This is a genomic window from Halomicroarcula saliterrae (genome assembly GCF_031624395.1).
GTDB classification, from domain to species: Archaea; Halobacteriota; Halobacteria; order Halobacteriales; family Haloarculaceae; genus Haloarcula; species Haloarcula saliterrae.
This window is the reverse complement of sequence record NZ_JAMQON010000002.1, coordinates 402,691-424,252: the sequence shown is the minus strand read 5'-3', so window position 1 is coordinate 424,252 and position 21,562 is coordinate 402,691. Positions and strand designations below refer to the sequence as shown.

Annotated in this window: 23 protein-coding genes and 1 tRNA gene; 12 read left to right on the top strand and 12 right to left on the bottom strand. The window is 66.5% G+C overall.

Annotated features, from left to right (window positions below; genetic code table 11):
• The first annotated feature begins 141 nt into the window (after nucleotides 1-141).
• Nucleotides 142-2,859, top strand: coding sequence for a nucleotide sugar dehydrogenase (locus NDI56_RS10210; protein WP_417935967.1), 2,718 nt, complete (start codon nucleotides 142-144; stop codon nucleotides 2,857-2,859).
• On the opposite strand, the gene NDI56_RS10200 is transcribed toward NDI56_RS10210, so the two are convergent.
• Entirely contained in the window at nucleotides 2,860-3,846 is a 987-nt protein-coding gene (locus tag NDI56_RS10200) for an NAD-dependent epimerase/dehydratase family protein (protein ID WP_310919395.1), read from the bottom strand.
• 98 nt (nucleotides 3,847-3,944) lie between these two features.
• Between NDI56_RS10200 and NDI56_RS10195 the strand changes: the two genes are divergently transcribed.
• Nucleotides 3,945-5,030: a guanosine monophosphate reductase gene (locus NDI56_RS10195; protein ID WP_310919394.1), complete on the top strand. Its 1,086-nt coding sequence runs from the start codon at nucleotides 3,945-3,947 to the stop codon at nucleotides 5,028-5,030.
• 4 nt (nucleotides 5,031-5,034) lie between these two features.
• Here NDI56_RS10195 and NDI56_RS10190 read toward each other — a convergent pair whose 3' ends face one another.
• The 5 genes from NDI56_RS10190 to NDI56_RS10170 all read right to left on the bottom strand — a co-directional run bounded on the left by NDI56_RS10190 (nucleotide 5,035) and on the right by NDI56_RS10170 (nucleotide 9,758).
• Nucleotides 5,035-6,414 (bottom strand): uracil-xanthine permease family protein, encoded by a 1,380-nt coding sequence (locus NDI56_RS10190; protein ID WP_310919393.1) that lies wholly within the window; start codon nucleotides 6,412-6,414, stop codon nucleotides 5,035-5,037.
• A 98-nt stretch (nucleotides 6,415-6,512) separates the two neighbouring features.
• Nucleotides 6,513-7,058, bottom strand: a complete 546-nt coding sequence (gene hpt, locus NDI56_RS10185) for a hypoxanthine/guanine phosphoribosyltransferase (protein ID WP_310919392.1) — start codon at nucleotides 7,056-7,058, stop codon at nucleotides 6,513-6,515.
• A gap of 75 nt (nucleotides 7,059-7,133) precedes the next feature.
• The gene (locus tag NDI56_RS10180; RefSeq protein ID WP_310919391.1) at nucleotides 7,134-8,066 is read right to left on the bottom strand and encodes an NAD-dependent epimerase/dehydratase family protein; all 933 of its coding nucleotides are present in this window, start codon (nucleotides 8,064-8,066) and stop codon (nucleotides 7,134-7,136) included.
• Nucleotides 8,063-9,235, bottom strand: a complete 1,173-nt coding sequence (locus tag NDI56_RS10175; RefSeq protein ID WP_310919390.1) for an NAD-dependent epimerase/dehydratase family protein — start codon at nucleotides 9,233-9,235, stop codon at nucleotides 8,063-8,065. The genes NDI56_RS10180 and NDI56_RS10175 overlap by 4 nt, the downstream gene beginning before the upstream one ends.
• Before the next feature lie 64 nt (nucleotides 9,236-9,299).
• Entirely contained in the window at nucleotides 9,300-9,758 is a 459-nt protein-coding gene (locus NDI56_RS10170) for an NUDIX domain-containing protein (protein WP_310919389.1), read from the bottom strand.
• An 87-nt stretch (nucleotides 9,759-9,845) separates the two neighbouring features.
• Here NDI56_RS10170 and NDI56_RS10165 point away from each other — a divergent pair.
• The 4 genes from NDI56_RS10165 to NDI56_RS10150 all read left to right on the top strand — a co-directional run bounded on the left by NDI56_RS10165 (nucleotide 9,846) and on the right by NDI56_RS10150 (nucleotide 13,360).
• Nucleotides 9,846-9,918: transfer RNA gene (locus NDI56_RS10165), tRNA-Pro, on the top strand.
• A 219-nt stretch (nucleotides 9,919-10,137) separates the two neighbouring features.
• Complete coding sequence (locus NDI56_RS10160; protein WP_310919388.1) at nucleotides 10,138-10,986, top strand: UPF0175 family protein; 849 nt, start codon at nucleotides 10,138-10,140, stop codon at nucleotides 10,984-10,986.
• A 99-nt stretch (nucleotides 10,987-11,085) separates the two neighbouring features.
• Nucleotides 11,086-11,457 carry a PIN domain-containing protein gene (locus NDI56_RS10155; protein WP_310919387.1) on the top strand — a complete coding sequence of 124 codons (372 nt, stop codon included), beginning with the start codon at nucleotides 11,086-11,088 and terminating at the stop codon, nucleotides 11,455-11,457.
• Nucleotides 11,458-11,707: 250 nt separating this feature from the next.
• Nucleotides 11,708-13,360: an ArnT family glycosyltransferase gene (locus NDI56_RS10150; RefSeq protein WP_310919386.1), complete on the top strand. Its 1,653-nt coding sequence runs from the start codon at nucleotides 11,708-11,710 to the stop codon at nucleotides 13,358-13,360.
• A gap of 1 nt (nucleotide 13,361) precedes the next feature.
• On the opposite strand, the gene NDI56_RS10145 is transcribed toward NDI56_RS10150, so the two are convergent.
• Nucleotides 13,362-13,607, bottom strand: coding sequence for a hypothetical protein (locus NDI56_RS10145; RefSeq protein WP_310919385.1), 246 nt, complete (start codon nucleotides 13,605-13,607; stop codon nucleotides 13,362-13,364).
• A 124-nt stretch (nucleotides 13,608-13,731) separates the two neighbouring features.
• Here NDI56_RS10145 and NDI56_RS10140 point away from each other — a divergent pair, with 124 nt between their 5' ends.
• Nucleotides 13,732-14,499, top strand: coding sequence for a Nif3-like dinuclear metal center hexameric protein (locus NDI56_RS10140; RefSeq protein ID WP_310919383.1), 768 nt, complete (start codon nucleotides 13,732-13,734; stop codon nucleotides 14,497-14,499).
• Nucleotides 14,496-15,062 (top strand): SprT-like domain-containing protein, encoded by a 567-nt coding sequence (locus NDI56_RS10135; RefSeq protein ID WP_310919382.1) that lies wholly within the window; start codon nucleotides 14,496-14,498, stop codon nucleotides 15,060-15,062. Before NDI56_RS10140 ends, NDI56_RS10135 begins: the two co-directional genes overlap by 4 nt.
• Before the next feature lies 1 nt (nucleotide 15,063).
• Here the strand turns inward: NDI56_RS10135 and NDI56_RS10130 are convergent, their stop codons facing one another.
• A complete protein-coding gene (locus tag NDI56_RS10130) occupies nucleotides 15,064-15,228 on the bottom strand; it encodes a hypothetical protein (protein WP_310919381.1) in 165 nt (54 codons plus the stop codon).
• Between the two features lie 113 nt (nucleotides 15,229-15,341).
• Here NDI56_RS10130 and NDI56_RS10125 point away from each other — a divergent pair, with 113 nt between their 5' ends.
• Both NDI56_RS10125 and NDI56_RS10120 read left to right on the top strand, forming a co-directional pair.
• A complete protein-coding gene (locus tag NDI56_RS10125; RefSeq protein ID WP_310919380.1) occupies nucleotides 15,342-16,346 on the top strand; it encodes a deoxyhypusine synthase in 1,005 nt (334 codons plus the stop codon).
• A 100-nt stretch (nucleotides 16,347-16,446) separates the two neighbouring features.
• Entirely contained in the window at nucleotides 16,447-17,418 is a 972-nt protein-coding gene (locus tag NDI56_RS10120) for a glycerophosphodiester phosphodiesterase (RefSeq protein ID WP_310919379.1), read from the top strand.
• A gap of 3 nt (nucleotides 17,419-17,421) precedes the next feature.
• Here the strand turns inward: NDI56_RS10120 and NDI56_RS10115 are convergent, their stop codons facing one another.
• Nucleotides 17,422-17,670 (bottom strand): hypothetical protein, encoded by a 249-nt coding sequence (locus NDI56_RS10115; protein ID WP_310919378.1) that lies wholly within the window; start codon nucleotides 17,668-17,670, stop codon nucleotides 17,422-17,424.
• A gap of 152 nt (nucleotides 17,671-17,822) precedes the next feature.
• Between NDI56_RS10115 and NDI56_RS10110 the strand changes: the two genes are divergently transcribed.
• The gene (locus tag NDI56_RS10110) at nucleotides 17,823-19,010 is read left to right on the top strand and encodes a redox-regulated ATPase YchF (RefSeq protein WP_310919377.1); all 1,188 of its coding nucleotides are present in this window, start codon (nucleotides 17,823-17,825) and stop codon (nucleotides 19,008-19,010) included.
• Here the strand turns inward: NDI56_RS10110 and NDI56_RS10105 are convergent.
• A complete protein-coding gene (locus NDI56_RS10105) occupies nucleotides 19,007-19,528 on the bottom strand; it encodes a hypothetical protein (protein WP_310919375.1) in 522 nt (173 codons plus the stop codon). The genes NDI56_RS10110 and NDI56_RS10105 overlap by 4 nt on opposite strands.
• Nucleotides 19,529-19,688: 160 nt before the next feature.
• On the opposite strand from NDI56_RS10105, the gene NDI56_RS10100 reads away from it, so the two are divergent.
• Entirely contained in the window at nucleotides 19,689-20,246 is a 558-nt protein-coding gene (locus NDI56_RS10100; RefSeq protein WP_310919374.1) for a YciE/YciF ferroxidase family protein, read from the top strand.
• 7 nt (nucleotides 20,247-20,253) lie between these two features.
• Here NDI56_RS10100 and NDI56_RS10095 read toward each other — a convergent pair whose 3' ends face one another.
• Nucleotides 20,254-20,865, bottom strand: a complete 612-nt coding sequence (locus tag NDI56_RS10095; RefSeq protein WP_310919372.1) for a hypothetical protein — start codon at nucleotides 20,863-20,865, stop codon at nucleotides 20,254-20,256.
• Nucleotides 20,865-21,518: a DsbA family protein gene (locus NDI56_RS10090; protein ID WP_310919371.1), complete on the bottom strand. Its 654-nt coding sequence runs from the start codon at nucleotides 21,516-21,518 to the stop codon at nucleotides 20,865-20,867. The genes NDI56_RS10095 and NDI56_RS10090 overlap by 1 nt, the downstream gene beginning before the upstream one ends.
• Nucleotides 21,519-21,562: the final 44 nt, after the last annotated feature.

The window sequence follows — 21,562 nt, the reverse complement described above, 5'->3', positions numbered from 1 at the left end:
GGAGGGAGCTGTGCCTTGTTATAGACCGATTATCGCTCCACACAGGGCCCGAGACCCCACAGACTGTCGGACGTGGCCGACCGCGTGACGACGACCGAAGGACCCGAATTCTCATCACACGGGGCGGCCAATCCACCGCCAATGAACGTGAGTATCGTCGGCAGCGGCTACGTCGGCACCACGGTTGCCGCGTGTCTCGCCGACCTGGGTCACGAGGTCACGGCTATCGACATCGACGAGGCCATCGTCGCCGGAATCAACGACGGGGAGTCGCCGATACACGAGCCGGGGCTGGACGAACTGGTCGCCGACCACGGCGGCGGCCGGCTGCGGGCGACCACCGACTACGGCGCCGTCCGGGACACCGAACTGACGATGCTCGCCCTGCCGACGCCGTCGAACGACGACGGCAGCATCGACCTGCAGTTCATGGAGGCCGGCGCGGCGAGCGTCGGCGAGGCGCTGGCTGCGGGCGCGGGGAGCGACCGCCCGCACCTCGTCGTCACCAAGTCCACGGTCATCCCGCGGACGACCGACGAGCGCCTCGCGCCCCGTATCGCCGATGCCGGGCTGGAGCGCGGAACGGACTTCCTCGTCGCCTCGAACCCGGAGTTCCAGCGCGAGGGGACCGCCGTCGCGGACTTCCTGAACCCCGACAAACTCGTCTTCGGCGCCGACGACGAGCGCGCGTTCGACGCGCTCCGGGCGCTGTACGAGCCCCTTCGCGAGGCCGCCGACGGCGAAGTCCCCGTCGTCGAGACGGGCATCGCCGAGGCCGAGATGATAAAGTACGCCAACAACACCTTCCTCGCGGGCAAAGTGTCGCTGATAAACGACATCGGCAACGTCTGCAAGGAGTTCGGCGTCGACGCCTACGAGGTGGCCGAGGCCGTCGGGCTGGACGACCGCATCGGCGAGCGGTTCCTCCGCAGCGGCGTGGGATGGGGGGGCAGCTGCCTGACTGGTGATCAGCGGGTGATGGCAAAGGACTGCGCCGGTACGCAACTTCTCACTCTCCGCGAATTTTTCGACGAGTACGTCTCCGACGGCGCCGTCGACGAGGTATCCGTCCTGAGCTGTGACGAAGACGGGGTCTTCGAATTCAAGCCGGTCGAGGCGGCAACTCGGCGGCCTTACGACGACGAACTCTACACGTTCCGGACGAAGATGAACAAGGAGGTCACCGTCACCCGCGACCATCCGATGGTGACGGTCGACGGGGGTAGCGCTACAGTTCGTGAGGCCAATTCACTGTCACCCGGTGACAGGCTTCCGGTACAGACGAGCCTTCCCGACGACCCGATCGGACGGATAGACGTACTCGACTTGGTGGCGTCGTCTGACCGGTTCGACAACTCGAACGTCTATTTGAAGCCGTCTTTCGAACTGGAAACTGTCGACGAAGAGTTCCGCGACGTGCTGGCCGAGTACAACCGTACATTCGATTATTCCAAACTTCACGACCTCGTCCGGAGTAACTACCTCCCGCTCGACGTGTTCCTCGACTACGAGGCCGAGTTACCGTTCGGCCGTGAGGAGCTATCGCTCTACACGACTGTCGGCGGCGGACAGACGTATATACCCGCGATTCTCGACGCGGACGAGGCGTTCTGGCGGTTTATCGGCTATTACCTGAGCGAAGGTCATATACACGCAGACGACTCCGCACGTGGCTCGAACATTCGCAAGCGCGTCTTCCTGAGTTTCCATCCGTCCGACGAGGAGGCGTACGTCTCGGACGTAGAGTCGTTCTACGAACGCCTTGGCGTCCGATACCGGACTGAAACACAGGAGACGGCGACGCAAATCGAGGTTTCGAGCCGTGTCTTCGCCTATCTGCTCGAATGGCTCGGCTGCGGAACTGGCTCGTACACGGCGGCAGTGCCGGATCTCGCGTACCAGGAGCCTACGGCACACCGGAAAGCGCTGCTCTCGGGGTTGTTCCGAGGGGACGGCCACATCGAGTACACAAGTCACTCCAACGCCGTCGTGTACGACTACGGCTCCGTCAGCGAAGACCTCATTCAAGGCATGCAGTTTCTCCTCCACAGCCTCGGTATCGTGCCCAGTTACAAGACGTCACAGGCAGCGAAATCCACGAGACCGGCCCACTTCCTGCGCGTGAGTTCGAAACAACAGATTGCGCTACTCAAAGGCATGTTCCTGCCTGAGGAACAACAGCGAATTCAGCGGCGACTTGACGCGTACGACCGGAATATCACGCCGACTGGGTACGCTGACGGTGGCACTCACACGACGGTCGAAGTCCAAGATGTCACCGTCGAAGAGACGTCGACAGACGTATACTCGCTCGAAGTTGCGGACAATCACACGTTCGTGACGACGGATGGGCTGGTCGTCCACAACTGCTTCCCGAAAGACACCGACGCTATCATCGCTGCCGCCCGCGAGGCGGGCTACGACCCCGCCGTGCTCTCCGCGGTCGTCGAACTGAACGACGCCCAGCCGGAACGCCTGCTCGCCCTGCTCGACGACCACGTCGACGTGTCGGGCGAGCGCGTCGCCGTGCTGGGGCTCGCGTTCAAGCCCGGCACCGACGACATCCGCAACACGCGGGCGGTGCCGGTCATCGAGGGGCTGCGCGAGCGGGGCGCCGAAGTCGTCGCCTACGACCCCGTGGCGACCGAGAACATGCGCGAGCGGTATCCGGACATCGAGTACGCCGAGTCGGCCGCCGCCGCGCTCGACGGGGCCTCGGGCGCGGTCGTCGTCACCGACTGGGACGAGTTCGCCGCGCTGGACGAGGCGTTCGACGGGATGGCCGACGCTGTCGTCGTGGACGGTCGCAGAATCGTCACGCGCCGCGAGGGCATCACCTACGAGGGGCTGACTTGGTAGCTACTCGCCGTCGGCCGCGAGGCTCTCCCGGACGACCGACTCCACGTCGTGTTCCGTGGTCCAGCCCAGCCGCTCCCGGGCGGCGGTCGTGTCGACGGGGAACTCGGAGACGAGCGTCTCCTCGCCGGCGCGGGGGTTCTCGACGAGTTCGATATCGACGTCGTGGCCGTGTTCGGCCGCGGCCGACTGGACGAGCTCGGCGACCTGCTCGACGCCCGGATACTCGTCGCTGGCGATCTCGTACTTCTCGACGCCGGTCTCGCCCGCGTCGAGCTGTTCCAGCAGTCGCTCCGCGCTCCGGAGATACGCACGGGCCACGTCCTTGACGTGGACGAAGTTCCGACACTGCGTGCCGGGTTCGTAGACGGTCAGGGTCTCGCCGGCCGTCGCCCGCGAGAGGAAGAAGTTGATGACGGTCCCCTTGGATATCTCCCGGCCGTCGATCTCGTGGCCGCCGTAGAGGTTCGCGATCATGAACTGGTGGGCCGGGAACGCGCCAGCGGCGAAGTCCTCGATGGCGCGCTCGCTGAGCAGTTTCGTCCGGCCGTACCAGTTCATCGGGTCCCGCGGGTGGTCGACGCTGATGGGGAACTCCTCGGGGTCGCCCAGCACGGCCATCGAGAACGGGAATATCATGGCCGCACCGGTCTTCCGGCAGAACCACGCGACGTTTTCGGTCCCCTGGACGTTGGCCTCGTAGGCGAGGTCCTGTTTCGCCTCGCAGTCGTCGACGCCCGAGAGCGCCGCCAGATGCATGACGACGTCGGCGCCGTCGAGCGCCGCTTCCAGCCGGTCGCGGTTCCGGATGTCGACGTGTTCGACGTCGACGTCGCCGACCGAACGCACGTCGCCGAGATAGAAGTTGTCGAGTGCGGTTATCTCCCAGTCGGGGTGCTGTCGGGCCAGTTCGACGAGGACGCGGCTGCCGATGTAGCCGGCCGCGCCCGTAATCGCGATGCGGGGGGCGTCAGTCGAGCGCTCGCTCATAGCCCCAGAGTTGACACGGCGATATAAACACCTCGTGGTTCGGCAGCCGGCTCGAACCGCGGGACTTATTTTTCGGACGGCCCTGAGTAGGGCCGGTCATGGACGATATCCGTACGGGGCTGAGCTACGGTGACGTGTTGCTGGTGCCACAGCGGTCGCCGGTCGACAGTCGCAGCGACGTCGACCTCTCGACGCAGCTGACACCGGGCCTGACACTCGAAACGCCGCTGGTGTCGGCCGCGATGGACACCGTCACCGAGGCGGACCTCGCCATCGCGCTCGGCGAGGCCGGCGGCGTCGGGACGATTCACCGCTTTCTCACGGTCGAGGAACAGGCCGAGGCGGTCGCGACGGTCGCCGACGCCGGCGTGCCGGTGACGGCGGCAGTAGGCATCGACGAGGACCACGTCGCCCGGACGGCCGCCGTGGTCGAGGCCGGCGCCGACGCCGTCGTGGTGGACGTGGCTCACGGTCACATGGAGCGCACGCTCGACGCCGTCGCGGACATCCGCGAGGAGTACCCCGCCCTCGACGTCGTCGCCGGAAACGTCGCGACGCCGGCGGGCGTCGAGGACCTCGCCGCCGCCGGGGCCGACTGCGTGAAGGTCGGTATCGGCCCGGGCTCGCACTGCACGACCCGGAAGGTCGCCGGGGCGGGCGTCCCGCAGCTGACCGCCGTCGACGACTGCGCCGAGGCGGCCGCGGACCTCGGGGTCACCGTCTGTGCCGACGGGGGCATCCAGACCTCCGGCGACGCGGTCAAGGCGCTGATGGCCGGTGCGGACACGGTGATGCTGGGGAGCCTCTTCGCCGGCACCGACGAGGCCCCCGGCGCGACGGTCGAGGTCGACGGCGTCCGGTACAAGCGCTCCCGGGGGATGGCGACGACGGCGGCCGCCGAGGACCGCTCTGACAAGGCTGAAAACGTCACCGCCGACGAGGGCGTCGAGGGGTTGACCCCCTACAAAGGCCCGGTCGGCGACGTGGCCCGCGAGTTCTGTGCCGGCATCCGGTCCGGGCTCTCGTACTGTGGCGGCCACGACATCGCGGCCGCCCGCGAGAACAGCGAGTTCGTCCGTGTCGCCGCGAGCGCCAAGGAGCGCGAGGGCGCCCACACGGACGACGAGTGGGAGACGGTCTCCGTCGACAGCACGAAACACGCGACAGTCGACGCCGACGACTGACGGCTCAGTCTTCCGACGCGCTCAGACCCATCGATTCCGCGGGCGTCTCGTCGCCCTCGACGTCGAACAGCGGGCTCTGCTCGCCGGGTACGAAGGTGTTGAGCAGGAGCGCCGAGAGCGCCGTGAGGATGACCGGCTGGCCGAAGAACGTCTCGGCGGCCGTCGGCAGGCCGGCCAGGGCCTCGGGGCGGGTCGCCACGCCCAGTCCCAGCCCTAGCGAGACGGCCATGATGACCATGTTGCGCCGGTCGAGCTCGGTGTGCAGGAAGATGAGTCGCGCGCCGCTGGCCGCGACCATCCCGACCATCAGCAGGACCGCGCCGCCGAAGACGGCGCTGGGAATCGTCGTGACGAGGGCCCCGACCTTCGGACTGAGCCCCAGCACGGCGAGGATGACGCCGCCGACGCCGACGACGTGTCTGCTCATCACGCCGGTGAAGTTGACGATACCGGCGTTCTGTGAGAAGGAGGTGACCGGGAAGGCGCCGGCCAGCGAGCCCAGCGAGCTCAGCAGGCCGTCGGTGAAGAGGCCGCCCCGGAACTCCTCGTGGGAGGGCGTCCGGCCCTCGGCGGCGGTGATGCTCGACATGTCGCCGACCGTCTCCATCGCCGAGACGAGAAAGAGGAAGGCGAAGGTGACGATGGGCACGGGCTCGAAGGCGAAGCCGAACGCGCCGGGTCGGGGCACCGCGAACCAGCTCGCCCCCGTCACGGGGGCGAAACTGACCAGGCCCGCGGCGACGGCCACGGCGTAACCGAGCACGATTGCAAAGAGCACGCTCAGCAGTCGCGTGACACCGGTCGTAAAGAGGTTCAACAGGACGGCGACGCCGAGGACGAGCGACGCCAGCCCGAGGTTCGTCAGCGAGCCGTAGTTCTCGGCCCCGACGCCGCCGGCGACGTAGTCCATCCCGACCGGGACCAGGTACAGGCCGATGATGACCACGACCAGCCCGGTCACCAGCGGCGGGAAGAAGGGTTTGATGCGCTTGAACTGCCAGCCGACCAGCCCCTCGACGAGGAAGCCGGTGACGAGAATCGAGCCGAAGACGGCCGCCAGTCCGTAGCTCGCGCCGATGGAGGTCGCGGCGCCGACGAAGGTGAAACTCGTCCCCATCACGATGGGGAGGCGGGCCCCGACCGGACCGACGGTGTAGGCCTGCACGATGGTCGCCAGCCCCGAGAACAGCAACACCATCTGGACGATGTAGGCGGTGTCGGCCGCGCCCAGTCCCACCGCGCCGGCGACGATGTACGCCACGGCCGTCGACGGCACGATCATCACTGCGACGTGTTGCAGTCCCAGCAGTATCGACTTGGGCCACGGCGGCCTGTCGTCGCGTTCGTATTCGAGGTCGATTTCCCCAGTTGACTCGTCTGCCATCTATAGCGTGTCCGTACGGAGTTTACGGGATAACGATTTCGTCATGGCGCTGCTGTGGGCACTACGAGCGTGGGGCTCGTTCACAGGCCCGGCGGCCGTCAGTGAATGGTCACTTCGCCGTCCGCGACGGTGATGTCGACGAGACTCGTCACGTCGTGGTCGACGTCGTCCATCGCCGACTCGCCGACCTTCCGCATGACGACGGCGATGTCGGCTATCTCCGCGCCGATGTCGTCCAGGGCCTCGCAGATGGCCGCGAGCGTGCCGCCGGTCGACAGCAGGTCGTCGACGATGAGCACGCGGTCGCCGGCCTCGATGTCGTTGATGTACATCTCCGACTCGGAGTAGCCCGTCGACTTCTGCAGCGCCACCTCGTCGGGCAGCCCGTAGGCCCGCTTGCGGATGACGACCAGCGGGATGTCCGTCTGGAGCGACAGCGCCGTCGCCAGATGGATGCCCATCGCCTCCGGGGCGACTATCTTGTCGACGTCGAGGTCGGACTGTTGCATCACCTCGACGACCACCTCGCGCAACAGTGCCGGGTCGAGCATCGGCACGCCGTTGCTGATGGGGTGGACCAGATACTCGTAGCCGTCCTTGTCGATAATCGGGGCCTCGTGCAGCGACTCGCGGAGCCGTTCCATGACGCCGAGTGAGCGTAGCGCCGGGAAAAGGGAATCGTTCTCCGGTCTGTCCGGCGGGCCGACCGCCCGGCGTCCTCACGCGGTAAAGCGGCGCGCCACGTCCCGGATTCCCTCGCGAAGGGTGGTCTCCGGCTCGAAGCCGGTCCCCGCGAGCCGGTCGAAGTTGACGTGGTAGGAGGGGCCGGGATGTTCGTCTTCCAGATACGTGATATCGACGGCGCCGACCTCCTCGTCGACGATGTCGGCGATGTCCGATATCCGGTAGTTGGCGTCGTTCGACCCGACGTTGTAGACGCGCTCGTCCCACGCCGCCGGCTTCAGCGCGGCGTGTTTGTACGCCCGCGCGGCGTCGCTGACGTGGACGAACGGCCGCCAGTTCGACCCGTCGCCGTAGACGGTCAGCGTGCGCCCGGTCAGCGCGCGGAAGACGAAGTAGTTGACCACGAGGTTGAACCGGATGCCCGGCGAGTAGCCGAAGTTGGTCGCCATCCGCAGGGCGGTACCGTCCATCCCGAACTCCTCGCAGTACTCCGCGAGCAGCGCCTCCGAGTCGAGTTTCGTCTCGGCGTAGGGGTTGATGGGGTCGGGGTCGACCGTCTCGTCGATGTCCGTGCTCGTCGCCCGGCCGTAGACGTTACACGAGGAGGCGAAGATGACGTTCTCGACGCCCAGCTTCCCGGCGGCCTTCAGCACGTTCTCGGTCCCGTCGTAGTTGACCGAGACGGTCTCCTCGCGGCGGTCGTGGGTGCTCGCTGCCCCGGTGATGGCCGCCAGATGGACCACCGTGTCGACGCCCCGCATCGCGCTCTCGACGTCGCCGTACTCGCGCACGTCGCCCCGGCGGAACTGCAGGTCGCCGTTGACGGCGCCCATGAGCACCCGCGGGGACCCGGCGGCGAGGCTGTCGAGGACGACGACCTCGCCGACCCCGTCGTCGGCACTCAGCCGCGGGATGAGCTCGCTCCCGATGTAGCCACAGCCGCCGGTGACGAGCACGTCGGTCGTCATTCGTCGCTGAGCACGCCCGGGAGGAAGCGGTCCTCGTGGGCTTCGATGGTGTCGGCGTGGCGGGTCAGCGTCTCGAAGATGTCTTCGACGCCCTCCTCGAAGGTCTGGTCCTGTGCGCCGATGAGGTCCATGTACTGGTCCTTCTCGATTTCCATCTTGTGGGTCTCGTCCTCGTCACGGGGGTTCTCGAAGTGCTCGACGGCGACGTCGAGGTCGAACTCGCTGCCCACGTCGGCGATGGTCTCGGCGATCTCGACGATGCTGATGGCGCGGGTGACCTGGTTGTAGACGGTCAGGCCCGCCGGCCGGTCGTCGGCGTCGCCCAGCGCGAGCTGTGCCAGCCCCTCGACGGCGTCCTCCAGCGAGACGAACGGCTTGCGCTGCTCGCCCTTGCCGTAGACGGTGACGGGGTAGCCGGCGACGGCCTGCGCACAGAAGCGGTGCGTGACCGTCCCGAAGTAGTAGTCGAAGTCGAAGCGGGTCTTGAGCCGGTCGTCCTCCCGGGTCTCCTCGGTCTCGGTCCCGTAGGTGATCGCGGTGCGCACGTCCGAGACGGGGATGTCGAACTGCTTGTGGGCCAGTCGCATGTTGGCCGCGTCGTGGGACTTCGTGAGGTGGTACCAGCTCCCCGCCATCGCCGGGAACGGCACCTCGTCGCGGTCGCCGTCGTTCTCCATCGTCGCGCCGCCCTCCGGGATGGGGAACTCCGGCGCGCCGTAGACGCCCGTCGTCGTCGTCTCGATGAAGTGCGTGTCGGTCATGTCGTGCTCTTCGAGCCCCCACAGGAGGTTCCGCGTGGACTGGAGGTTGTTGTGCTGGGTGTAGTTGGCCCGCTCGCCGTTTATCTGGGAGTAGGGCGCCGAGGGCTGGGCGGCCGCGTGGACGACGACGTCCGGCTCGTGGACCTGCAGTAGCTCGTCGACGAAGGAGCGCTCGACGAGGTCGCCCTCGACGAAGGACATGTTGGTGATGCCGAGCGTCTCCTCGGCCGCGTCGAGGCGCTCGTCGATGGACGCGACCGGCGTCGCGCTGGTCGAGCCGATCTCCTCGACCCACTCGCGGCGGCCGAAGTTGTCGACCAGCAGCACGCGTTCGTCCGTTCGGTCCGCGATGCGCAGCGCTGTGGGCCAGCCGATGTAGCCGTCTGCCCCGGTGACGAGTATCGTCATTAGTTACTCGGCTTGTGAGTAACTTCGGAGCGGTAAATATTTTCTGTGATGGCGCCGGGCAGCCTCACACGAGGTCGAACCGCTCGAAGTACTCGACGACGTACTCGTTGGCTCCCGCCGGCGGTGTCGTCACCACGCGATACTCGTCGTGCTGTTCGTTGAGCGTTATTGATTGCCCAGGCTCCGGGGTGACCCGATAGACGACCGGGACGGTGTGGCGCGTCTCGACGCCGTCGACCGCCGAGCGCTCCCAGAAATGCTCGCTGACGCCGATGCGGTCGACGGTCACCGCGTCCAGTCCCAGCTCCTCGCTGGCGACTCTGGCCGCCGCGTCGTCTAGCTCCTCGCCCTTGTACAGCCGGCTCCCGGGCCAGAACCACTCGCCTTTGGCCGGTTCCTTCTGCCGTCTGGCCAGCAGTATCCCGCCCTCGTACTCGACGACGAGGTCCACGCACGGCTGGGGGGCGTTGTTGAGGCAGGTCGCGAACGTCTCCGTTGGTACGAACTCGTCCTGAAGTTGCATACCGTTGACGACTCGGCCATCGCCCAAGAGGCTAGGCTTTCGCAACCGTTAAATTGGCCGCCGCACTTCTCCCGTATGCTATCGCACGGGCCGGTGGGGTAGCCTGGTATCCTTCGGCCTTCGGGTGGCCGTAACCGCGATTCGAATTCGCGCCGGCCCACTTTCCCACCGAACAACGACGGCGAGCGGAGCGAGCGCCGCGTGTCGTCTGTCGCCGCGGGAACTCGAACGGGACCAGTCGCGCGTGGTTCGAGAGGCGCTCCGCTCTCTCGGACGACAGCGCAGCGAGCACGTCTGGGCCCAATAGCTTCGGTCACTCCCTGTCAGAGAGCATCACCACCAGAGATTTACTACCGGACAGTCAAGTTGGGGTAGAGAAATGTCTTCCACCGGTGGAAGCGCCAACGGCCAGGACCCGTTCTCCTATCTGACTAGCACCTGGTCCGAGGAACTAGAGCTATTAGACGGCTTTTCGTCGGCGTTCGGGATCCCTTCTATGGTCGAGTTAGCTAAAGAAGTCCAGTCGCTCCCTCCGAAAAAGCGGTTTACTAACACTGAGACTGTTGTTGAAGAGGTGTTCGGTGTCGGGGACGTCGACGAGCCAGGGCTACAAGACCTTCCCGAAAACGTCGTCGATAGCCTCCCGAACGAGTCGAAGCTGAACGCGATGATGCCGTCTTTTCTGCTCTTTTTGCGTAACAAGGTGCAGGAAACAGAGAACGCGGTTATCGACAGAGCAGTCTCGGATAGAGAACACGAGCGTAGCTATCTCGTTCTGTTTGCGTTCTTGCGTGAACTCTCTTCGCGACTGGGCGAGCTCTATCACGCTGCAAACAGTGACGAGCCGGAAGACAAGGACCAGCTGCTATCCGAGACGCTGGCTCTCAATAGTTGGCTGATTCTGGCGGCCGCTGGAGAAGTGGAGCAGTTCGACGAGAGGATACTCAGAGATATCTTTTACGCGAGATACTACGAGACGAAGCGCCACGGCTGTGACCCGAAATTCGACCCTGCGGAACTGTCGTTCGGGGAGATGCGGAGAAAACTCGTTATCGATGCGGTGGTCGCCATCTACGACCGGCGTGATATCAGTGTCAGTCGGGGGGCAGAACTGGCTGCTGTCTCGATAGAACAGTTCGAGCGAATTCTGGAAGCGGCGGGTATCAGCCCGAACTACGGACCTGAAAGCGGTGCTGAATTAAACGATGGCCCCACTCTCTCGAAGTAGATTGGTACGTTAGTTCCGGATGCGAACGTTCTGATCAGTTTCTACAGAGTCGGCTGGTTCGACGCGCTTTCGTTCTGGCGTCCGGAGTACGAACTACGAGTGCCACACAGGGTCTGGCTCGACGAATTTGCTGAGACCCGAGACGTCGAAGTGCCGGCGTGGCTCGACATAGAAGCGGCTCCTGTAACTGAAGCCGAGGAAGGCCGAACGGCTCTGAGCAAGTACGATTGGAAGTGTCTCGCCCTCGCCGAACAGCGCTCTGGCGTGCTCATCACCCGAGATAAAGCGCTGAAGAACGAGGCCGAAGACGCCGGTATCGAGACAAAATGGACCGATGGGTTTCTGAAAACGACTTTCGAGAGCTGCGGTATCACTGAAGCGGCCTACCGGTCGGACATTAGCGAGTACATCGAAGATGCGTACATCTCCGAACGGGTACAGAGTGCTCTTCTGAACGCCGAGAAAATGTAGCCTGTCCCCAGACTCTATCTAATCGCTCGTTTTCAGGCGCTGGCACTCCGCCCCGTGCTGCAGATTCACGCCGGCCCGTACTTCTCGCGGCGCTCACTCGCGAGCGCTTCGCACCCGCCGGCGTACGGACACCTGTCACACGGGGAATAAACTCCCTATGTCCGTGAAAGGGTGTCCCACACCGTATCATTCAGGCCCGGTTGATTTTGTACCAACAATTTAATGGCTGTGCTCATACTCCGCGTGGTATATGCGATTGAATCGGTACTGGAAATTTCTGCTGCTGGCGCTCTGCGTTGCTGCGGCCGTTCAGGTCGTCTACCTTCGCACTCACGAGTTCCCGGCGCTGCTCGGGGGGCTCTTCCTGGAGATGGCGGCGACGGTGGCCCACTCCGAGACGCTGGTGCCGACGACGATTCACGGCTTCACGACCGAGGGCATCCCCTTCGCGTACCCGCCGCTCGGGTTCTACGTGATGGCGGTGTTCCTGCGGCTCGGCGTCGACGGCGTGGCGCTCCTCCGGTTCGGTGCGCCGCTCGTCCTGCTGTGTAACGTCGCGGTGCTGTATCACTTCACGGTGGTGCTCACCGACAGTCCGGAGACGGGACTCGTCGCCGGCATCGTCACCGGCACCCACGTCACGCTGAACCTGTATCTCGTCGGCGCCAGCGGCTTCATCCGCGGTCTGGGCTTTCTGTTCATGCTGGTCGCGCTGCTGGGGGCCTACCAGTACTTCGCGAACGACGGGGGTCGGCGGGCGCTGGCCACCGCTGTCGTCGGTTGGGGGCTGGTGGTGTTGACCCACCCCGTCCACGCCGCGGCCGCGGGCGCTGGCGTCGCTGCTGCGTGGCTCGTCTGGGACCGCTCGCCGGTCGGGCTCGCGGCCGGTGTGGGTATCGCGGTCGGCGGACTCGTCATCGCCAGCCCGTGGTGGGTCACCGTGGTTTCCCAGCACGGTCCGGGCATCTTCTTCGCCGGCGCGGGCTCGCATGGCTCCCTGAACCACAGTCTGTCGGACCTGGGAGCGCTTGCGGGCTGGTTCTGGGGCGGGAGCTACGTGTTGAACTGGCCCGCCGTGCTGGCGGTGCTCGGCGCTACGGTGCTGGTCGCCCGGGGGAACTGGGAACAGCCCGCCTGGCTGGCCGTGCCCGTCGTCCTCCTGGTGCCGCCCCACGGACGCCTCGGACTTCTGTTCGTCGCGCCGCTGGGCGCCGTGGGGCTCGTGTTCACGTACTCGCTCCTGACGGACCTCGAACTCGACCGTCTGGACCTGCCGACGCGGCGCATCGACCTGCCGGCGCTGTCCACCGACCGGCTCGACCTGCCGGCGCTGTCCACACAGCAGGTTGTCGCGATCGCGTTCGTCTGCCTCCTCGTCGGCCCGTTCGTGGTCCAGAACATGAACGCGGCGGCCGACACGGGTCCGTACAGTCCGCTGCCGGTGTACGTCGACTCGGAGGACCAGACGGCGATGGGATGGGTCGAGAACGAAACGGCCGTCGACGCCCGGGTCGCCGTCATCGGGAGCGGGAGCGAGTGGTTCCCGTATCTGGCGAACCGGACCTCAGTCATCGTGAAGTACGGGACGGAGTGGCGGGGCCAGGCGACGTGGGACAGACACTCGGCCGCCCAGTCACGGCTACGGGGCTGCTGGAACGCCTCGTGCGTGAACACGACGCTCGTCGAGTACGAGTTCGCCGCCGAGGTCGATTACGTCTACGTGCCCTACGGGTCGTTCATCGCGGGCCGTAGCGGGGCGAGCATCTCGCCGGCGCTCCACCGGTCGCTCTCGGCGAGCGAGCGGTTCACCCTGGTGTATCGCAACAGCGGTGTCGGTATCTACGACTACAACCAGACCGCGCTGCAGTCGCCTGACCCGCACCTGACAGCCGCCGAGGGCTGAGTCACGTCCCCGAGTCCGTCTCCAGTGACTCCCAGTCGATCGCCCAGCCGTCGTCGTACACCGCGGGGACCTGCCCGACGCCGTCCTCGCCGGTGGAGTCGTCCTTGAGCCGCTCGTACTCCAGGGGCGACGGCTGTATCTCGAACTCCTCGGGCAGGTCAGACGGGGCCGCCACGGTGAACGACAGGTAGTGCCGTCCGTTGACCGCTTTATGCTCCTCACAGACCGCGTCGTACGGCGGTGCCATAGCTGGCCAAACCGTCGGGGGTCACAAAAGGTCTGGCGGAGCCCCGTCGACGTGGCAGTGGTCGGCGCGCCGCGGGGGCGAGCCCGACAGAAAACATACGACCCCCGACGACAAAGGGCCGTCAATGCACGCAGGCGACATCGCCGCGCGACTCGACGAGGAACTCGACACAGAGGCGTACGCGGATATCGACGCCAGCCCGAACGGGCTGCAGGTCGGGCCCGCCGACCGCGAGGTCGAGACCGTCGCGGTGGCCGTCGACGCCGCCGTCGAGACCATCGAACGCGCCAGCGAGGCCGGGGCCGACCTGCTGGTCACCCACCACGGTATCGTCTGGGGGTCTATCGAGCGACTCACCGACGGCAACTACCGTCGCATCGCGCCGCTGGTCGAGCGCGACCTCGCGCTGTACGTCGCCCACCTCCCCCTCGACGGGCACCAGCGACTCGGTAACGCCGCCGGGCTGGCGGACCTGCTGGACCTGGGAAACCGCGCGCCCTTCGGCCGGATGGGCGGGGAGTTCGTCGGCCAGCGCGGGCGGCTGGCCGAAGCGACCACCGTCGCGGAGCTGGCGGACCGACTGGACGCCGAACTCGACACCGGCGGGCAGCCGGTTCAGACGCTCGATTTCGGCCCGGAAACCGTCGAAGACGTGGCTATCGTCACCGGCAGCGGCGTCGACTGGCTGGGCGAGGCCGTCGAGGTCGACGCTGACGTGCTCGTCACCGGTGAGGGGAAACAGCAGGCCTACCACGAGGCCCGGGAGGCCGGCGTCAACGTCGTGCTGGCGGGCCACTACGCCACCGAGACGTTCGGCGTCCGGGCGCTACGGGACACCGTCGAGTCGTGGGGGCTGGAGACGACGTACATCGACTGTCCCACCGGGCTGTGACGGGCGGTCGCGTCGCGTACAGCGAGGTGTGCACCGACGACGAGCTGCTGTCGTGGTCGCGGGGCTACTGCCGGGACGTGCGCCGGGAGCGGGGCGTCGACGTGCGCTTCGACCTCGTCGAGTGGGAGGTCTCTCACCGCGCCAAGCGCCGGGCGGCGGCGGTCAAACGCCCGCAACTGCCCGAGGCACGGGTCGGCGAGCGCTACGACTGGGACGCGCTCGACGGGGCCGAGGGCCGGCCGCTGCCCTGTACGCTCTCGCTCACCCGCGAGGCATTCGAGGCGTTCGACCGGGCCGAGTGGGAGTCGACGCTGCGTCACGAACTCGTCCACGTCGAGCAGTACCAGCGTGACGGGACGACCGACCACGGGCCGGCCTTCCGCGAGCGGGCGGCCGCCCTCGACACAGCGGTCCACTGTCAGGCCTTCGCGGACGCGAAGTACGTGCTCACGTGTGCGACCTGTGGCGGACTGGTCGCGCGTCGGTACCGGGAGTGCCCGCTGGTCCGCGAACGCGAGCGATACCGGTCGGACTGCTGTGGGGCGACGCTCCGTCTGGAATAGCTCACTCTTTTCGGATAGCGTACCCGGCCACGCCGAGCCCGAGCCCCGAGACGCCGGCCATGGGACCGAAGACGACCATCCAGGACGGCAGCAGGACTAAACCGGCGATGCTTGTCAGAAAGGTCATGACGAACAGTCCAAACATCGCGAGCAGTTCAGTCTGCATGCGTTTAGTTGTCAAATCGTATTTTATAAGTTTTCATATTGTGGGGATGTCATTTACGCGTGGTCGGGGACGAACCACACCGTTTTAGCCCTCGCGTCGACCAGAGGGGTGCAATGAGCGACCACGAGGACCGAGAGACGTTCTGTCACGACCCGATCGGCCACGCGGAGGCCCGCGCGGGAATGACCGTGGGCGAACTGGCCGAGGGCTACGGTGCGGCCGGTATCGGCGCGAACGACGTCCACGAGGCCGTCGACATATACGCCGAGATGTTAGACGACGACGTGACCACCTTCGTCGGGCTGGCCGGCGCGATGGTCCCCACCGGGATGCGCGCTATCGTCTCCGAACTCATCCGGGACGGACACGTCGACGTGCTGGTGACGACGGGGGCCAACTGCACCCACGACAGCATCGAAGCCATCGGTGGCAAACACCACCACGGCGAGGTCACTCCCGAGGGCCACACCGAGCGCGAACACGACGAGAACCTCCGTGACGAGGGCGTCGACCGCATCTACAACGTCTACCTCCCACAGGAGCACTTCGCGCTGTTCGAGTCCCACCTCCGCGAAGAGGTGTTCACGCCGCTGGCAGCGGAGGGCGCGGTGTCCATCCAGCGCATGACCGAGGAGCTGGGCCGGGCCAACGCCGCGGTCAACGAGCGCGAGGACGTGGCCGAGGACGCCGGTGTTCTCGCCGCGGCCTACGAGAACGACGTGCCGGTGTACTGTCCCGCCTTCCAGGACTCCGTGCTCGGCCTGCAGGCGTGGATGTACTCACAGACGAGCGACTTTACCGTCGACGCGCTCGCCGACATGACCGACATCACCGACATCGCCTACGAGGCCGACAGCGCCGGCGCCTTCCTCGTCGGCGGCGGCGTCCCGAAGAACTACGTCCTCCAGACGATGCTCGTCTCGCCCGACGCCTACGACTACGCGGTCCAGCTGACGATGGACCCCTCGAACACCGGCGGGCTCTCGGGCGCGACGCTCGAAGAGGCCCGGTCGTGGGGGAAACTGGAGAAGGACGCCCGCAACGTCTCGGTGTACGCCGACGCGACCATCACGCTACCGCTGGTCGTCGCCGCGGCGCGCGAGCGCGTCGGGGAGTGACCGCGCCGGCGTGCTGTGCCTGACAGCACAGGGACTGACCGGTCCGCGGGATATACATCGCTCATATACCCAGTTACCGGCCAGTGGGCTGTCGTCTCCGGTGTCACCGGACATCGACCGACGGAGCTTCGTACGGGGAACCGGCGCGACACTGGCAGGTGCCGGGCTGGATACAACGGGGGCGGCTCGCGGGCGCTCCGAGAGCGCCAGCGGGAAGTCCGACGACGCCGACTGGACGGACGTGAACGTAATCGCTCACCGCGGCTTCGCCGGCCGCTATCCGGAAAACACCGTCGGGGCGGTCGAGGCGGCCTCGACGGGCGGCGCGAGCAAGCGGAGTGTGTCTCCGCGAGCGGAGATGATAGAGATAGACGTGCTGCCGACTGCCGACGGGACGGTCGTCGTCTTCCACGACGACGACCTCGCCGGGCGTGACGGCGGCACACGCGGGCTCACGGACACCTCTGGCATCGTCTGGGAGACCGACACCGAAACGGTGACCAGCGCGACCGTGCTGGGGACCGACGAGACCGTTCCGACGCTCACCGAGGTGCTCGACGCGATTCCGCCGAGCGTCGGGGTCAACGTCGAGTTCAAGAACCCCGGGAGCGACGACCTCGAATTCGCGACGGAGCTCTCGGACGACGCGCTGGCGGCCCAGACGGACCTCTGGCGGCCGTTCACCGAGTCGGTCCTCGATATCCTCGGCGAGTACGACAACGAGATTCTGGTCTCCTCGTTCCACGAGGCCGCCATCGCGACGGTGCGCGAACAGGACCCGTCGATTCCCGTGGCCTTCCTCTTCTGGGACGACGTCCGGACGGGGCTCGACATCACTCGGAAATACGACTGTGAGGCCCTCAACGTCCCCCGGAACATGGTGCAGGGGACGCCTTTCTTCGACGACGAGTCCTACGCTGACGACGTGGACATCGTCGAGGTCGCCCACGAGGCCGGCCGCGAGCTGAACACCTACACCGTCACAACGTGGTACCAGGCCCAGCAGCTCGCCGACGCCGGCGTCGACGGGATCATCGCCGACTACCCGGGCCTGCTGAGCTTCGATGGCTGAGAGTCAGCCGCGCCGCCAGAGCAGCTGGTCGTCGGCGACCAGCGCCTCGAAGTGCCCCTGCTGGAGATAGCCGCCGAACACGAGGACGCCGACCCCGAGGGCCCCCAGCAGGGCCGCATACACCAAGCTGGCCCCGCTGACGACGACCGAGGTGGCTGACGCGAGGCAGAGCGCCCCCGTCGCGACCGTAATCGCAAACAGGACGCTCCGGCGGGCACCCGTCTCGGAGTCATCGAAGAACTGTGGAAGCATTGGGCGTTCGAGGGAAAGTGGAACCGAAACGACTTATCGATACTGGCCGCGCTGGCGGCGCCGGTGTGCCCGGAGACTGCCGTGTGTGGCACTCTCATTCGCTCTCGTCGCGTTTGACAACTCTTTAGCCGCCCTCTGAACTCTCTCCCTCAATGAGCTACAAGATCGGACTCGTCGGCAAGCCTTCCGTCGGCAAGTCCACCTTCTTCAACGCGGCGACGATGAACGACGTGCCAGAGGGGGCCTACCCCTTCACGACCATCGACCCCTCGATGGGCGAGGCCTACGTCCGCGTCGACTGCGCGGCCCCGGAGTTCGAGCACAGCTGTACGCCCAACCACGGCTACTGCGCCGAGGGCGTGCGCTTTGTCCCGACGAAACTGGTCGACGTGGCGGGGCTGGTCCCCGGTGCCCACGAGGGCAAAGGGCTCGGTAACCAGTTCCTCTCGGACCTCAACGAGGCCGACGTGCTCGTCCACGTCGTCGATTTCACCGGCGAGACGGACCTCGAAGGCGAACCGACCGAGGACCACGACCCCCGCGAGGACATCGACTTCCTCGAGAACGAACTCGACATGTGGTATCTAGACGTCCTGGAGAAGGGCATCGAGCGCTACCGCTCAGGCTACCACGGCGAGGACAAGGACATCGAGGCGGACCTCGCCGAGCAGATGTCGGCGTTCAAAATCAACGAAGACGAGATCAAGCAGGTCGTCCTCGCCCTGGACCTGGAACTGGACCCCGACAGCTGGGACGACGAGGACCGCGAGGCGCTGGCCCGCGAGATCCGCATCCGCACGAAACCGATGGTCATCGCGGCCAACAAGATGGACACCGAGGCGGCACAGGACAACTGGGAGCCGGTGACGACAGACCCCGACTACGAGCATCTCACCTTCGTCCCCGTCTCGGCCCACGCCGAGAAGGCGCTGAAAAACGGCGACGAACAGGGCGTGCTCTCCTATCGCCCCGGCGACACCGACTTCGAGGTGCTCGCGGACCTCCCCGAGGAGAAGGCCGCCGGCCTCGAACAGATACGGGACTTCGTCACCGCCTACGAGGGCACCGGCGTCCAGCAGGCCCTCGAAACCGCGCTGTTCGAGGAGCTCGACGCCATCGCCGTCTTCCCGGGCGCGCGCAAACCACAGGACGACGGTACCTTCCTGCAGGACTGTTTCGTCCTCCCCGACGGCTCGACCGCTGAGGACTTCGCCTACTTCCTGCACACCGACATCGGCGACGGCTTCCTCCACGCCCACGACGTGCGCTCACAGCGCCAAATCGGCGCCGACACGGAGCTCGACCACCGCGACGTGGTCGAGATCACCACGACGAACTAGAGCAGGAGATACGCCAGCAGGGCGACGATGGCGACCTTCTTGACGAGTACGACGCCGATGATGGTCTGTGTCACCGTCAGGGCGCGCACGCGCTCGACGCCGCGCCGGAGGACGGCGGGCGCGGTCGCCAGCTCACGGACGAGCAGCCGGGACTCGGCGCGGAACGTCTCGACGGCACCGCCCTCGCCGTCCGCGTAGGCGGCCTCGGCCGTCGGTACCCACGCCTCGCCCGTGTAGGTGAGTTCGACGAACGCCCCGTCGAGATGCGTGGCCTGCTCGAAGGCCAGCCCGTTCGTCTCACACAGCGCTTCGAGGCGCGCCACGTCGCGGTCGCTGTCGAGGTCGTAGCGCCGGCGGACTCGCTCGCTCGTCCACTCGAACCCGAACCGACAGACGACCTCGCGTTCTCCGACCCACACGTCGACGATTTCGGCCAGTTCGACGGTGCCCTCGGTCTCCTTGCGCTTCCGTCGCAGGTGCTCGTAGTCGGCGGTCTCCTCGGAGCTCACCTCGGACATGGCTGGACGCTCGGCTGGCTGACAGATAACCGTTTCCCGCCGTCGAGGAGTTCGCCACCGGCGGGCGAGGAGGCGACAACCACGTGGCCGACAACGCCCCACCACCGCGTGAGAACACTCTATCACGGCGCTGTCGACCATCCGGTGGAGGTCTCCGACGATGCAAACTATCGACCAGCTGTTCGTGACCGAACTGTGGGAGGCACTGGGCGCCGAACAGACCGTCGCGGCGACGCTGGAGCGTCTCACGCAGTGTCAGTCCGACCCGCGACTCCAGCAGGCGTTCGGGGCACATCTGGCCGAGACCCGGACACAGATCGACCGGCTCGAACAGGCGCTGTCGATGCTCGGCGAACCCGCCACACCGACGTTCTGTGAGGGGATACAGGGTATCGTCGACGAACACGCCGCGTTCGTCCTGAAGAACTCGCCGTCGCCACAGGTCCACGCCGCGTTCGACCTCGGTGCCGCACAGAAGGTCGAACACTACGAGATGGCTACCTACGAGCATCTGGTGGGGCTCGCGGACCGGCTGGGGTACCGGCAGATAGCCCAGCTACTGGAGACGAGTCTCACCGAAGAGCTCAGACAGCTAGAGCGGCTGGGAGCTATCGACCTCGTCGAGCCGGTACCGGCCCAGCAACAGCGGGCTGTTCAGCAGCAACGGCCGGTCGCCCAGCAGCGACAGCACCCCTCGGGCCAGTTCGGCCAGCGGTGACGCCAGCTCAGATATCCACCGGACAGCCGTTTATTTCGCCGCCGCGCATCCCGTCGGCCAGCCAGTAGATGGAGAGCGTAAGCACGGCGACGGCCCCGAGCGCGAACTCCAGCCCGTCCAGCGGGAGAAAGAGCAGCGTCGTCGAGACGCCGACCAGCGAGAGCAGGCCCAGCAACACCGCCGAGCCACAGGCCGCACAGCCCGCGCCGAGCGTCCCGAGGACGAGGCCCGCCGCGCCGGCCCCGCCCTGCTGGAGGTCGAGCCCGTGCTCGCGGAAGTGATACGCCGCCATCGCGATGTCGACGCCGGTCAGGACGGCGACCGCGACCAGCAGGAGTCCCTGGGCCGCTGTGAAGTTGGTGCCGACGAACGGGTACAGCTCCGTGAGGACAGTCAGCCGGCTCCCGAGTGGCAGCGAGCCGCCGACTACCAGGTCGAGCACCAGCGCGACGTTCAGCGAGACGACGAACGCCGTCAGCGCGACCACAGTGGCGAGGACTGCCACGGCGGCGTATGCCGGCAGCGTCAGGACGAGTCGGGCTGTCCGGCCCATCAGTCGCCAGTCGCGCCGACGCGTCGGCAGCCGAACGCCCCGGAGCGAACGCCCCACGGCGCCCATCAGTTCACCCCGAGCGCCCCCGCGATGAGGTCGTAGCTCACGCTCCCGTTGGCCGACGAAGCGAACTCGCCGTCACGGAAGAGGAGGACGATGGGCGTCTGGGTCGGCAGGTCTGCCTCCTCGGCGGCCGCGATGTCGGCCTGTACCGCGTCGTCGTGGGCCCGGTTCCGGGCGTCTTCGACCACCGCCGTCCCGTCGACGTCGGTCGAGCCGTTCAGGAACTGTTCGGTGCGGTCCAGCACGTTGTCGCCGGTGAACTGGTCCTGGCTCTCGAAGTAGTGGCCAAACAGCGACCAGAAGGCGTCGCCGCTGCGGGCGAACGTCGACTCCAGCGCCTGCGTCGCCGGCTTCCCCCACGGGTAGATAATCGGGTACGTCCGCACGACGTATGCGCCTCTCCCCGGGTCGACGATGTTCGACTCGATTTCGGGGACCGTGTTCTCGTGGAACCGCCGGCACTGCGTACAGGAGGGGTCCTCGAAGGCGAGCACGACGTGGCCGTCGAGGCTCCCCCGGCTCGGCTGGGCGTCGAGCCCCGCCGCGGCCGGATGGTCGTCGATGGGCTGTCCGCTCTCGCTCCCGCCGCCACCGCAGCCGGCGAGCGAGCCGACGACACCCGCGCCTGCGAGTGCCAGATACCGTCGTCTGTTCATACTGATGGATGGTGACACCCGCCTTTAGCGCTTGTTCCAAATTG